Source organism: Anaerospora sp. (assembly GCF_032013335.1).
GTDB lineage: Bacteria > Bacillota > Negativicutes > Sporomusales > DSM-15969 > Anaerospora.
Window position 1 is genome coordinate 20252 of the sequence record NZ_DALZUO010000007.1, and the last position, 13275, is coordinate 33526.

11 protein-coding genes are annotated in these 13275 nt (G+C 45.9%); 6 read left to right on the forward strand and 5 right to left on the reverse strand.

Annotation, left to right across the window (positions count from 1 at the left end; translation table 11 throughout):
- Positions 1-3 precede the first annotated feature (3 nt).
- Entirely contained in the window at positions 4-3156 is a 3153-nt protein-coding gene (locus RTR76_RS07890) for a multidrug efflux RND transporter permease subunit (RefSeq protein ID WP_312518878.1), read from the forward strand.
- 60 nt (positions 3157-3216) lie between these two features.
- Positions 3217-3543: a multidrug efflux SMR transporter gene (locus RTR76_RS07895; protein WP_312518881.1), complete on the forward strand. Its 327-nt coding sequence runs from the start codon at positions 3217-3219 to the stop codon at positions 3541-3543.
- Positions 3544-3846: 303 nt separating this feature from the next.
- Here RTR76_RS07895 and hcp read toward each other — a convergent pair whose 3' ends face one another.
- Positions 3847-5418, reverse strand: coding sequence for a hydroxylamine reductase (hcp, locus tag RTR76_RS07900; protein ID WP_312518884.1), 1572 nt, complete (start codon positions 5416-5418; stop codon positions 3847-3849).
- A gap of 47 nt (positions 5419-5465) precedes the next feature.
- Positions 5466-6185, reverse strand: coding sequence for a 4Fe-4S binding protein (locus RTR76_RS07905; protein WP_312518886.1), 720 nt, complete (start codon positions 6183-6185; stop codon positions 5466-5468).
- A 191-nt stretch (positions 6186-6376) separates the two neighbouring features.
- Between RTR76_RS07905 and RTR76_RS07910 the strand changes: the two genes are divergently transcribed.
- The gene (locus RTR76_RS07910) at positions 6377-7066 is read left to right on the forward strand and encodes a Crp/Fnr family transcriptional regulator (RefSeq protein ID WP_312518889.1); all 690 of its coding nucleotides are present in this window, start codon (positions 6377-6379) and stop codon (positions 7064-7066) included.
- Positions 7067-7110: 44 nt separating this feature from the next.
- On the opposite strand, the gene RTR76_RS07915 is transcribed toward RTR76_RS07910, so the two are convergent.
- The 3 genes from RTR76_RS07915 to RTR76_RS07925 all read right to left on the reverse strand — a co-directional run bounded on the left by RTR76_RS07915 (position 7111) and on the right by RTR76_RS07925 (position 10897).
- Entirely contained in the window at positions 7111-8412 is a 1302-nt protein-coding gene (locus RTR76_RS07915) for a sensor histidine kinase (protein WP_312518890.1), read from the reverse strand.
- A gap of 133 nt (positions 8413-8545) precedes the next feature.
- On the reverse strand, positions 8546-9772 hold the full coding sequence (gene gltS / locus RTR76_RS07920; RefSeq protein ID WP_312518892.1) for a sodium/glutamate symporter: 1227 nt from the start codon (positions 9770-9772) through the stop codon (positions 8546-8548).
- A 252-nt stretch (positions 9773-10024) separates the two neighbouring features.
- The gene (locus RTR76_RS07925; RefSeq protein ID WP_312518894.1) at positions 10025-10897 is read right to left on the reverse strand and encodes a response regulator; all 873 of its coding nucleotides are present in this window, start codon (positions 10895-10897) and stop codon (positions 10025-10027) included.
- Positions 10898-11067: 170 nt separating this feature from the next.
- Here RTR76_RS07925 and RTR76_RS07930 point away from each other — a divergent pair, with 170 nt between their 5' ends.
- From RTR76_RS07930 to RTR76_RS07940, 3 genes are all read left to right on the forward strand, one after another.
- The gene (locus tag RTR76_RS07930; RefSeq protein WP_312518899.1) at positions 11068-11514 is read left to right on the forward strand and encodes a MarR family transcriptional regulator; all 447 of its coding nucleotides are present in this window, start codon (positions 11068-11070) and stop codon (positions 11512-11514) included.
- A gap of 64 nt (positions 11515-11578) precedes the next feature.
- A complete protein-coding gene (locus RTR76_RS07935; protein ID WP_312518902.1) occupies positions 11579-12154 on the forward strand; it encodes a hypothetical protein in 576 nt (191 codons plus the stop codon).
- Complete coding sequence (locus tag RTR76_RS07940) at positions 12154-13263, forward strand: Acg family FMN-binding oxidoreductase (RefSeq protein ID WP_312519228.1); 1110 nt, start codon at positions 12154-12156, stop codon at positions 13261-13263. Before RTR76_RS07935 ends, RTR76_RS07940 begins: the two co-directional genes overlap by 1 nt.
- The last annotated feature ends 12 nt before the right edge of the window (positions 13264-13275 follow it).

The following is a 13275-nucleotide window of genomic DNA, read 5'->3' on the forward strand; positions in this document are numbered from 1 at the left end:
GTCATGGCGAAATTTTTTATCGAGCGTCCAATTTTTGCAATTGTTCTCTCTATCATGATAGTAGTAGCAGGAACAATTGCCGGACTGCGGCTTCCTATTGCCCAATATCCGCAAATTCAGCCGCCTACGGTCTCAGTATCGGCCTCCTATGTAGGAGCGAATGCGGAGGTTGTTAACCAAACGGTGGCGCAGGTAATTGAGGAGCAGATCAACGGTGTCCAGGGCATGAACTATATGAGCTCAAACTCTGATGATTCCGGTGCCTACAGCCTGGAAGTCGTTTTTGATCTTGGGGTTGATGGTGACATTGCTGCCGTTAAGGTACAGAACAGCGTTGCCCAGGCCAATGCCGCTTTGCCGGCGGAGGTAACCGCTGCCGGTATTACTACTAAGAAGGCATCCTCCGACATGGCGATGATGCTCAGTTTCTATTCTCCTAAAGGCATCTATGACAGTACGTTTTTAACAAACTACTTTAATGTCTATTTAAAAGATGCAATTAAGCGCGTTAATGGTGTCGGTGATGTCATGATTCTGGGAGCGGATTTTTCCCGGCGTATCTGGCTTAATCCTGACCGTATGGCTGAACTGGGTTTGACAATCGCTGATGTAATTGATGCTGTAAAAGAGCAGAATGTACAAGCTCCGGCAGGTACAATCGGTGCTATGCCTGTACCGCAAAAACAGGAATTTCAATATCCGGCAAAAGTAAAAGGGCGTTTGGCAAGTATCGCAGATTTTGAAAATATTATTGTTAAGGCTCAGCCTAACGGTGCCTTTGTCTATTTGAAGGATATTTCCAGGATCGAGAATGCCGGCAAGGATTTAAACTTTTCTTCCAAACAGGATGGTGCTAATGCGGTAGCAGTCGGTATACAGCTTACCAGTGATGCCAATGCAATGAATACCATTGCAGGCGTAAAAAAGGCAGTAGCGGCGGCAGCAGAAAACTTTCCACCTGATTTGAAATATAGATCCGTCTTTGATAATACGAACTACATTTCCGAATCCATATATGAGGTAGTGAAAACCTTCCTTGAAGCAATGGCACTTGTAATGCTGATCGTGTTTCTCTTCTTGCAAAGCTGGCGGGCGACGTTAATTCCGATGCTGGCAGTTCCCGTATCGCTCATTGGTACATTCGGTGCCTTTGTGCTGCTTGGCTTTTCGATTAATACGCTGACGCTGTTTGCCATGGTTTTGGCAATCGGTCTGGTAGTCGATGATGCCATTGTGGTCATTGAAGCAGTTGAGCATCACCTTCGCTATAATAAACTATCACCGGTAGAGGCTACAAAACGGGCTATGGCGGAAGTGTCGGGACCGGTAATTGCCATTGCCTTTGTACTGGCAGCCGTTTTTGTTCCGGTTGCTTTTATCGGCGGCATGGTAGGTATCCTATACCGTCAGTTTGCTTTGACGATTGCAGTATCAATGGCGTTGTCGGCGGTAGTGGCCTTGTCGCTGACTCCGGCTTTGTGTGCGTTACTGCTAAAGCCTTACGAAGAACAGGCAAAAGGCAGTACTCTTGGCCGTTTTTTTGGCCGGTTTAATGAGTGGTTTGACCGGACAACTGAGGCATATAGTGAGAGGGTGAAATCACTAATTGCCAAAGCGAAATACTGCTGCATCTTCTTACTGATTGTGATGGCAGGAACAGTATTCCTGTACAAAGTTGTACCAACGACATTTGTCCCAGATGAAGATCAGGGATTCTTTGCCATAGCAGTCAACCTGCCGGAAGGCGCCAGTATGAACAGAACTCAGCTGGTCCTTGACCGGCTGACTCAGGAAATCAAGACACAGGCAGGTGTTGAGCAGGTTATTGCGGTTGCCGGTTTTGATATTTTATCTAATGCAGCCAAAGCGAACACAGCCGTTCTGTTTGTCGGACTTGATCCGTGGAGCAGCCGCAAGGATGCCGCAACGCAGCTTGACTCTATTATCGGCGGGGTGCAAGGCAAAGCGGATTTATTCCCGGAAGCGACAGTTATGGCCTTTAATATGCCGTCCCTGCCCGGTTTGGGGATGATCGGCGGTTTTAGTATGGTACTACAGGATTTAACCGGCCACAGTAAGGAAGAGGTCGATGCGGTGACCAAGCAATTTGTAGGTGCTGCCAATCAGCTTCCCCAAGTGAGTGCGGTCTATTCAACCTATAAAAGTGATTCTCCGGGCTATGAATTTGAAATTGACCGGGAAAAAGTAAAAAATTTAGGCGTTGCTTTGAGCGATGTATTCACGGCACTGCAGGTCAACTTCGGTGGTATGCAGGTCAATGACTTCAACATGTTCAACCGCACATATAAAGTTGTGATGCAGGCTGATACACTGTTCCGTAATGAAGCGGATATGACTCGCTTTATCTTCGTCCGATCTTCGAATGGCTCCATGATTCCCTTGGATACCTTGCTAAAACCAAAGCTGACAACGGGAACCTCCATCATTTCCCGCTTCAATGCCGCCCGGAGTATTCCGGTTAACGGCTCGGTAGGCGAAGGGTACAGCTCAGGTCAGGCAATTGCTGCTATGGAAAAGCTGGCAAAAGAAACGCTGCCTACCGGTTTTAGTGTTGAATGGTCGGGACAAAGCAGGGAGGAGAAAAAGGCTGGCAGCACAACCATGCAGATTCTGGCGTTGTCTCTGGTATTTGTCTTTTTATGCCTGGCGGCCTTATATGAAAGCTGGAGCGTGCCCTATGCCGTTATGCTGTCTGTACCGACAGGAATTTTTGGAGCCTTATTGTCTCAGCTTGTGATGAATCTGCAAAACAGTGTCTATATGCAGATAGGTGTAATCATGCTGATCGGGCTAGCCGCTAAAAATGCCATTCTGATTGTCGAGTTTGCCAAAGTCCGTGTTGACAATGGCATGGACCCGGTCAAAGCTGCTGTCGAAGCGGCGGCGCTGAGGTTGAGGCCTATTCTCATGACTTCCTTTGCCTTTATTATTGGCTGCTTGCCGCTGGCTATTGCAAGTGGTGCCGGTGCTGCTGCCAGAAAGGCGATGGGAACTGCAGTGGTTGGCGGAATGACGGTTGCCACAGCTTTCGGTATATTCCTGATTCCGGTGTTATTTGTAGTTATCGAATGGGCGTCAGCTAAACTGAGCTGGAAGAAAAAAAGAAAAGAAGCTTCTTCGGTACAACTGTCATAGGGATAGAAAAAAAGTATAATACTATAGAATAATGATTTTGTTAATACGGAGTATAGGTATATGAATGCATATGTGTTATTGGGCATTGCTATCGTCCTGGAAATCATCGGCACTTCGACGATGAAAGCTTCGGCAGGTTTTACGAAGCTCGTGCCCAGCCTATTATTTGTTGTCATCATGGGTGCCTCTTTTTATTCCGTTTCACAGGCATTGACAGAAATTCCATTAGGAATAGCCTATGCTATATGGTCCGGGCTGGGAACCGCATTAACCGCGCTAGTAGCGGTCGTGATTTGGAAAGAGACCATGAACCTCTATACCATAACCGGTATCGTCCTGATCATTGGCGGGGTGGTATTGTTGAATTTAAAAGGGGCAGGACATTAAGTCAGGCCGTTGATAAAGCCCCACCTGCGTTGCACCCGCAAGGGGTAAGCCGAAGTTCTAAGGCACTAAAGTGCCAAGGACTCCGCATTCAGGCCTGCGGGAGCTCGCTTGCCGTACCCATCCTTGTACTGTCTTCGCTCGCTTCCTCGGAATTCCCCGCGCCCACAGCTCTTTGATACACAAAAGCAAACATTTGAGATGGAGATCGTGCATCTGAGACTTTCTAAACGACCTGGGAACGAGGGTTCTCGACAAACTAATAAAAGAGTGCGTCCAATGGACGCACTCTTTTATTAGTTTGTCTTAGCCCAGAATGGCTTTAAGATCCTGTTCCGGGGTGGTGATGGGGTGGAGGTTGAATTTCTCAACAAGCACGCCCAATACAGTGGGGGACAAGAAGGCGGGCAGGGATGGCCCGATATAAATGTCTTTAATGCCAAGTGATAAGAGGGTCAGCAGGATGCAGACCGCTTTTTGCTCATACCAGGAAAGAACCAAAGTTAATGGCAAGTCGTTAACGCCGCATTCAAAAGCACCCGCCAGAGCGACAGCAACTTGAATGGCAGAATACGCGTCGTTACATTGGCCCATATCCAGGATGCGCGGCAGGCCGCCGATTTCACCCAGATTGAGGTCGTTGAAGCGGAACTTGCCGCAAGCCAGAGTCAACACGACTGTATCCTGAGGAGTTTGTTTAACGAACTCGGTGTAGTAGTTACGGCCAGGCTTAGCACCGTCGCAGCCGCCTACCAGGAAGAAATGCTTGATTGCACCGGCCTTTACGGCGTCAATCACTGTTCCGGCAACACTCATCACTGTATTGTGGCCAAAGCCGGTAATGAGCTCTGAACCACCGTTAATACCGGTAAATTCTTTATCTGTGTCCCAGCCACCAAGCTCCAGTGCTTTTTCAATTACCGGAGTGAAGTCTTTTACGCCGCCGATTTCGACATCAGGAATGTGTTTCAGCTCAGGATAAGCCACGACTGAAGTGGTGAAAATCCGGTCTGAATAGCTTGCGCGAGGCGGCATGAGACAGTTGGTAGTAAAGAGAATAGGAGCGGGAAGATTGTTGAATTCTTTTTGCTGACTCTGCCAGGCTGTACCAAAGTTGCCTTTCAAGTGAGCATATTTTTTCAGTTCCGGATAACCATGGGCAGGCAGCATTTCGCCGTGGGTGTAGATATTGATGCCTTTACCTTCGGTTTGTTCGAGGAGCTGCTTAAGATCAAGCAGGTCATGACCGGTAATGACGATAAACGGTCCTTTGGCAACGTTAGTGGTTACTTTTGCTGGAACGGGATGACCGTATGCAGATGTATTGGCTTCGTCGAGCAGCCCCATACATTTCAGGTTAACACCACCGAACTCCATGAGTAAGCCCAGCCAGTCATTAACGGAATGCTCTTCGGACAGCGCTTTCAGCCCTTTGAAAAACCAGTCGGAAACGGCAGCGTCTTCTTTGCCAAGAACATAAGCATGCCAGGCATATGCTGCCATGCCGCGCATACCGAGCAGCAAAGTCGAGCGCAGGGAGACGACATCAGGATCGCCCGCCCAAAGATCTTTAGCAGGATAAGTTGTTCCACCATTACATTTAGCAGTTTCTTTTTTGACTGCTGCAGTCCATTCGGCTACTTTTGCGGGATCAAAATTGACATTGGTTATAGTCGTGAACAGCCCTTGAATAACAAGCTCAGTTGCTGTTTTACTGGGAGATTTACCACCTGCGGCCCGTGCCAGATCGATAAGAGCTGCTGTTAACTCATCCTGATTATTGGCTGTTTCGGGATTTTTTCCACAGACACCGGCAGTAACGCACCCTTTTCCTCCTGCAGTTTGTTCACATTGAAAGCAAAACATGTTGTTGGACATAAGAACGCCTCCCTATTTTTTTTTTATATGATCCACATCAGACACGGCTAATCTTCGAGGATTCGGCCGTCTGTGCTGATGGTGACTACCCGCCAGGGAATCATTTGGGCACTGTTGATGAGAGCCTGCTTAGCCGCATGTTCCAGGCCGCCGCAGCAAGGAACCTCCATGCGAAGCACAGTTAGGCTTTTGATAGTATGAGAAGACAGAATTTGAGTCAGCTTCTCGGTATAATCGGCATCATCCAGCTTCGGACAGCCGATCAGGGTAATCTTGTTTTTAATAAAATCCTGATGGATATTAGCGTAGGCGAAGGCACTACAATCCGCAGCGATTAGCAGATGGGCGTTGTCGAAATAAGGAGCATGTGCCGGTACCAGGCGCAGCTGGCAAGGCCATTGCCGTAATTCGGATTGTGCAGCAATTTGAGGAGATGACTGGGCAGCTTGCGGTTTATTTGCAAAAACCCGTGCCTGCATTCCAGGGCAGCCTTGAGGCGGTGCCGCCGGCTGAGTCAGGGGAGCAGCATGGTGTTTCATACGCTCGGCCACAGCCTCTTCATCAAAAGCAGCCGCTTCCCGTTCTTCTATTTGCATGGCTCCCGTGGGGCAGGCAGGCAGACAGGCCCCCAAACCGTCACAGTAAATATCGGAAACCAGGCGGGCTTTACCATCTATGAGCTGAAGGGCGCCTTCGTGGCAGGTGGAGATACACAGCCCACAGCCATTGCATTTATCTTCATCAATGAGAATCATGTTTCTTTTCATAGCGCACCTCTTTTTTGTCAAATTTTCTCTTCTAATCTCAGTATAAAGAGAAGTTACAAAAAAATCGGTAGCTGTAGCTACCAATTCAGAAAAGTTTTTTGTTTTTTTCGCAAATGTGTTACGATAAAATAAAGCAGAATTTGCAACAAAATAAAAACGATTCTGTGCAATCGATAAAAGATGGGGATTGTATGAAAGAGATGCTACCGGCACTGAAAAAAACATTGTTGTTTGCAGGAATTAAAGAAGACGACCTGCTCAATATGCTGGCCTGTCTGCAGCCTAAGGTGTGCCACTATGACAAAAATGAAACCATTGCCTTGGCAGGGGATGGGTTTGAATGCATTGGCATTCTTATAAAAGGCGAAGCAGTTGTAATGAAAGAAAGTGCAGCCGGCGCACGCCATGTGATGACCATGCTGAAGCCGGGAGACTTGTTTGGCGAAATGGTTGTGTATGCTGCCAACTCAGCATGGCCAGCTACTGTACAGGCCCGTGAAGCCTCAACCGTCTTATTCCTGGATAGGGAAAAAATCATTGGCGAGCGTTGTCAGTCGTGCAGTTGGCATCGGACGTTGATTCATAATTTGCTAAAAATCATTTCTGAAAGAGCGATGATGCTCAATAAGAAAGTGGAGTATCTGACGATACGGGGGCTGCGCGGCAAGCTAAGCGCTTTTTTGCTGGATCAATATAAAAAACAAGGCAAGATAGAGTTGCAATTGCCGCTTAATCGGAATGAGTTAGCCGACTTCTTGCATGTCTCACGACCATCTATGTCCCGGGAAATGGCACGTATGCAGGAAGAAGGCCTGATTGTATTCCAGCGTCAGACGGTGCGCATTTTGAATCTAAAAGCGTTAAGCGATATCGTTATATAAAAAAACTCCTGCAAATCCGCGTGGATGGCAGGAGTTTTTTCATTTCACCCTTCACGGAACATGATTTCCTCTTGTGGAATTCTTATTGTAAATCGGGCACCTTTCCCTACGTTAGAGGAGACCGTTACCGTCCCTTTCAAGGATTCTGTGAGGTTTTTAACATGGGCAAGTCCTAGCCCTGTCGATACTTTACCTGTCTGCAGTGAGAACTTAGTGGAAAAGCCGGGTTTAAAAACCAGGGCCAATTCATGGGGATTAATGCCGCAGCCGTTATCTTCCACCTCAAAAACAACATCGGTGCCTGCAGTTGCTTGTAGAACTCGAATATGTCCTGACTGGCCGCAGGCATCAATAGCATTCATAATCAAATTGTCCAGCAAGGATACAATGGTATAATGCCGGCCTGTTTTGAAGTCCTCCCGATAATGAAAGGTGATAGAAATTGATTTCCCTGATGCAGCCAGGAAACGGAGAATATTCTGTTCAATGATATACAAAATCTCTGACAAGCTCATAAATTGCTCAAGACTTGACGGTTTTAAAATATTTGCAATGCCGGTGATTACCCGCGCATAATCTTTCTTGACTTCATGAATCTCCCTTGCCACCTCAAGCGCACTAGCTGCATTGGATTCACGGCATTCGGTCTCGCTTTCGCTATGATTCAGCTGATTATATAGCCAGTAGCTGCGTTCCATTACGTTTTCTATATCCTGAGATGATTTTTGCAAATAAAAGAGCTCGGTCTTTAATTTTGCAGTCATCATCGTCAGTTCGGCATAGTGCTTTAATTGATTCTGTTCGAGAACAAAAGCATGATAATGCTTCAGCAGCACATACCCGTACACGGTAATAATGGAGCGCACCAAGCCAGCTGAAACAATACTCGCCAGAATCAAATCAAAAGAAACAGCTTGCAAAGTAGGCCGAAAAACTAACTCGGCAAGGTTACTCAAAGCATCCGTTACAGTCAAGAGCAGAACGGCTACCGGGAGATTATCAATAAATGTACGAATAGCTAACAGCTTAAATAATATGCCAAAGACGACATAGTAGAGGAGAGCCGGGACATGCCTGAACAACGTGTCGTCCAGTTCCTCAGGGCCAATGAAAAAATAGATGATAGTCCGTAATGCGACAATGCAGACTCCACAGACAAAAGTGAGCTGAACCGATGGAAGTTTGGGAAAGTACAGCAATAATGTCGATAGTACCGCTATCCCAAGCGTAAACCGGAAGTGGTTATTAAAGGGATAGATGAATACCATACTAGTGAGTGTAACGAGCATAATGGTATTAAGTTCAAGCCGATGGTTGCGCACAAAATGATGTAAGGTTTTCGTCATGTATAATCACCTGCCTGGTTGGTCTACTGACAATATAGCATTTCTTTGTGACCAGGGAAATAGGTTTGAGGTTGACAGTTTTGTGCAATTACCAAGTAAAATGCAGAGCCGTTAGCACACGGCTCTGCATTTTTTATCGGTATAGGCTGCTCATTCCGGTGATGATGAGTGCATTGACAAAGTCAACGAGGAAGGCACCGACAAGCGGTACAATCAGGTAGGCTTTAGGGGCAGGGCCGTATTTCCGGCTGATTACCTGCATGTTTGCAAGTGCATTTGGAGTTGCGCCCATGCCGAATCCAACCATACCGACTGATAACATCATAGCCTCGTAGTCGCGTCCCATGATCAGATATACACATAGCCAGCAGAAGAGGATCATAAGCACGCATTGGCCAATTAAGATAACGAGCAGCGGTCCTGCCAGGTTTAACAGTTCCCATAGTTTTAAGCCGTTGATGGCCATAGTCAGGTATACTCCAAGCGAAATGTCCGAGATGACTTCCAAAGCATTCGTATCAATCGAAAACTGCTTGGATAAATCCCCGATGTTGCGTATGAGGGCCGCCACTAGCATTGCTCCGATATAGGGGGGAAGTGTAGCGCCTTGCTGGGTAAAGTAATAGCTGACAATGGCTCCCAGCCCCATTGCAGTCAATACGAATGCGAGTGTACTCATTAGAGAGGCACCGGTCACTTTCGTCTCTTCCTCTTGAAAGGTAACATCAGCCATAGCATAGGTCACACCTTGAGAAGCGGGCGTTTTAATCCGATAGTGTTTAATCAGTTTTTCGCCGAAGGGACCACCCATGAGGCTGCCTGCCACCATTCCGAAAGTGGCGGCGGCGACTGCGGCAGTAGTTGCTCCTGATAAACCCCAGCTTTCAAACAAAGGGCCGAAAGCTCCGCCTGTGCCTAAACCACCCATTAGCGTAACGGCTCCTGCTATGATGCCGAACAAGGGATGTATGCCAGTTGCTTCGGCGAGCAGTATCCCTATTGCGTTCTGGAGTACTGCTAACATACAGGCTAAACCAAAAAAGATAACCAGCGGTAGACCTCCGTGCTTTATCAGCAGAACGCTGGCACCCATGCCAATGGTTGTAAAGAACATGATCATCAGGTTATTTTGCATGATGCTGTCCAATTCAAAGCCAACAATACCCTGGGTGCGCAGAAAGGTGGATAAAGAGGCGAATAGGAGTCCGCCCACTACCGGTGCAGGGATGCTGTGCTTAATAAGAAAGGGAATGCGCTTGCGGATTGCTATTCCAAAATAGTAGACAATGATAGCTAAGGCAACGGTTTGGATCATGCTTAGTTTTACAATCATTAAGCCATTTAACATTTTAAATTCCATAGTTACCCTCCCGTTTTATATAGTTTGCAGCAACATGCTGACAAACATGTCTGTAGTTCAACTTTACATATTGCTCTATAAAAAACTACAGAAAAAGACTAAAAAATATAGAAAAAATTTATATGGGTATTAATTAAACCCTTACGTGTGTGCTGGTGTGCCACATGTATGTAACAAATCAGAAAGTAAAGAAGCGCCTTAGCCATTAGTGGCTAAGACGCTTAGGGGAGTAACAAAGAAGCCGTTCCATTGTCAATTAGTGTGCTTGGCAGCAAATATAATGCCTTCGATAAATTTTTTTACGTTTATTTTTCCGTGATAATTGCTTTTCCCATTAATAAAACTCATTTCCTGGCGCACCTCCTTGAAATCAAACAAAGAGGTGCTATAATTTTGGAATTTTTCATTATAGTAATCTTCTGCACCCAGATTGGCTAAGTTCTGCAGAGCCTTAGCAATTGCTCTGCGAATTCGCTGCTCTATCGTTTTTGCATCCAGACTTTGCTTTTGCGAAAGCTGTCCGTAGAGTTCGTTCAGCTGATAAGAAGTTTCACTGGTATGCCGCTGATTCATGCCGATTAGCTCGGTCATGAGGAAGATGTCATTGGCGCCGGTTTCCCCAATTATTCCTAAATCAGAAAATGTCCGGTAGATCGCTGCTTTGTATTTTGCTTCGCTTGTTTGCCTGGGTTCAGTGGCTGGAGCGGAGTAATGGGAGGTAGCCTGATGGATAAGTGACATAAACTGGCGAAGCTTGCGGCTTTCTTTTACTCTGTTGATTACCGACACAACCTCTAAGGCATTGATCGGCTTGTGAATGAAAAACTCAATGCCGCTTTCATAGGCACGAGTGATCATAGGCTCATTTTTTACCTGAGATATCATAATAAACGAGGTATTCATACCTTGCGTTCTAAGTATCTTTATTAACTCAACGCCATCTTGTCCTGGCAGCAGCATATCAATCAAAGCAATGTCAACCTGACTATTCTGGAGAATTTTTTCTGCCTCCAGGCCGTCGCCGCACTCAACTGTAACTGTGCCTAACTCTGCTTCGGTAATAATCCTTGCAAGTATTTTTTGAATGGTAATATCATCATCTACGATTGCAAGTCGAAGTTCCATATTGGCCTCCCACAAAAAAAGTCCAGTAATAGTATTTGACAAAAAAAGAACAAAACCTCCAGTGTCTTTCATAGTCATACATGGTGGCTGCTTTCGCTTTTACTTGACAAAGCAAAACACTGGTATTATATTTAGTTGTATAAAACTAACTAAAAGTGAGGTAGCTCAGCATGCCCCAGGAAGAAGAGATTGTTAAAGCGATACATATCATATCAGAGTCCATGCGTGAGAGTATGCGCCGGTATAAAGAGGACACGCAGCACTCGAAGGAACTGTTCAATTTATCAATTACGCAGTTGCATTATCTGCATGTTATTAGGGAACGCTCTAACACTACTATTACCGAGCTTGCAGAAATATTTGGAGTACAAAAATCTACCGTTACGGTGACAGTCAATAAACTGTTTCAGTGTGGATTTATTGAAAAGCTTACGTCAAAGAGTGATTTACGTGTGGTGCATGTAAGTTTGACCGAAAAGGGAAAGGAAATCATTGAACTGGAAGACCAGGGCTATCGTCAGTTTGCGGCGTATATCTTAGCAATGCTGGACGAGAAAGAGCAAAATACATTTGCCTTTCTATTGAATAAGGTCACTCAGAATATTACCCGCCCGTAAGCGGGTTTATATAGATACATAGTTAGTTTAATAAAACTAATCAATGGGTAAGTATAAGGAGGAAATGATGAATATAGTAAAATATCCGATTGTTTTACTCATGCTGCTTGTGTTGATTACTGCTGGCATAACAGGCAGCTGCTCTGCGAATGGGCGTAAGGATACTAAATCGCAAGAGCTTTTGCTGATTGTTGCCGATCATTCAAACGAAACGTATGGTGAGGAGCTTAAGAAGGAAGTATTTACCCAACTGCAAAACAAGCTGCAGGTTTCAGTAAGTAAACATAGCAATGAGGCGAGAACAGCAACTTGGGTGGAAAAACCTGAGTTGCTGGAGCTGACCAATCAAACCGGAGTCAATCAAGTAGTAGTTGTTGAAATACTGCCGATTAAATCAGATTTTAGCGACATTTTATTTTACAAAGCAATTCGATCAGAAGCTACGCTCCGAATACGGTTGTATGATGCTGTAAAAAGCCGGTACATCGTAACACAGGAAGTACAAGGAACAGCAAGAAACATAACCTACATTCCTTATACCTCAGTAGGGAAAAAAGCGACGGTTTCGGAAGCTGTACGCAAAGCAACAGAAGCTGCTGCGCAAACAATCAATCAAAGTGAAGCAGACGTAGTAGAGTGATGAACAGACGACGGTTTCTTGCCTACAGTGCCAGTGCCGTAGCTATGGCGGGCGGTTTTTCATTGGTTAATTCGCTGGGACAGCTGCAGACAGTAGTAAGAGAGAACACTTCTTCTTTTATAGCCGGGCTGGAACAGGAGCTTGCTGATATTATCCGTCTTGCTGCATTAGCTCCCAGTGGGCATAATGCACAACCCTGGACCGTAAAGCTGCTTACCAGCCATCATTGGATAATTGGAACAGACGATACCAGGTGGCTGCCTGCTGTCGATCCGCAAAACCGGGAAATGATGATCTCCATAGGAGCATTTTTAGAAAACCTGCAAATGGCCGCAAACAGCAAAGGCTATGAAGTGGAGATTCACATTATAGCGGAAAGTGCAAAATCGAACGAGATTGCGTCTGTAAAATTGCAGAAGAAAGAAGCTGTTAGTGATTTTTCTGTCAAGCAAATTACAGCTCGCCGTACGATAAGAAGTAATATTCTCTCCGAAGATCTATTGAATGAAGACGTTATGCTGCTTACCCAGGGAGAGAGCGAAGGCTGTCTATATTATGCCAGAGATTCAAAGGAAGGGAAGGTTTTGGCGGAAGGGACAATACTGGCGAATCAAATACAAGGTCATCGCGAAGCTGCGCAGAAGGAATTAGCGGATTGGATACGCTGGTCCAATCAGGATAGCAGACTGTACGGCAATGGACTAACTCCGGAGACCATGGAAATTGAAGGCGTTTCGCGCTGGTATGTAAAAAACTTTTACACGCGTCAATCTGTACTGCAGGAAGAATTTAGGCAAGCTGCAATGCAAAAGAGCAAGGAGCAAGCAACAGCGGGCAGTGGTTGGCTGCTGCTTACCGGGAAAGCTGCAACTGTTACCGAATTGATTCAAACGGGACGCAAGCTGCAACAAATCTGGCTCAAGGTAAGGGAGCGAAACATTGCACTTCATCCTATGACACAAGTACTAGAGGAGGCCGCTACTGCCAAAGAGCTTCCTTCAACGCTAGGCACTAGCAATGATATACAAATGGTGCTGCGTGTAGGCTATGTCCACCATTATTCCCGCCCGGTAAGCCTGCGGATGCCTTTGCAGCGTATAATCATATAAATCAGTTGTCTA

Coding starts and splice junctions, on each gene's coding strand:
- RTR76_RS07890 (WP_312518878.1), top strand. CDS start 4: ATGGCGAAATTTTTTATCGAGCGTCCAATTTTTGCAATTGTTCTCTCT.
- RTR76_RS07925 (WP_312518894.1), bottom strand. CDS start 10,897: ATGGAACTTCGACTTGCAATCGTAGATGATGATATTACCATTCAAAAA.
- hcp (WP_312518884.1), bottom strand. CDS start 5,418: ATGTCCAACAACATGTTTTGCTTTCAATGTGAACAAACTGCAGGAGGA.
- RTR76_RS07910 (WP_312518889.1), top strand. CDS start 6,377: ATGAAAGAGATGCTACCGGCACTGAAAAAAACATTGTTGTTTGCAGGA.
- RTR76_RS07935 (WP_312518902.1), top strand. CDS start 11,579: ATGATGAATATAGTAAAATATCCGATTGTTTTACTCATGCTGCTTGTG.
- RTR76_RS07895 (WP_312518881.1), top strand. CDS start 3,217: ATGAATGCATATGTGTTATTGGGCATTGCTATCGTCCTGGAAATCATC.
- RTR76_RS07930 (WP_312518899.1), top strand. CDS start 11,068: ATGCCCCAGGAAGAAGAGATTGTTAAAGCGATACATATCATATCAGAG.
- RTR76_RS07905 (WP_312518886.1), bottom strand. CDS start 6,185: ATGAAAAGAAACATGATTCTCATTGATGAAGATAAATGCAATGGCTGT.
- gltS (WP_312518892.1), bottom strand. CDS start 9,772: ATGGAATTTAAAATGTTAAATGGCTTAATGATTGTAAAACTAAGCATG.
- RTR76_RS07940 (WP_312519228.1), top strand. CDS start 12,154: ATGAACAGACGACGGTTTCTTGCCTACAGTGCCAGTGCCGTAGCTATG.
- RTR76_RS07915 (WP_312518890.1), bottom strand. CDS start 8,412: ATGACGAAAACCTTACATCATTTTGTGCGCAACCATCGGCTTGAACTT.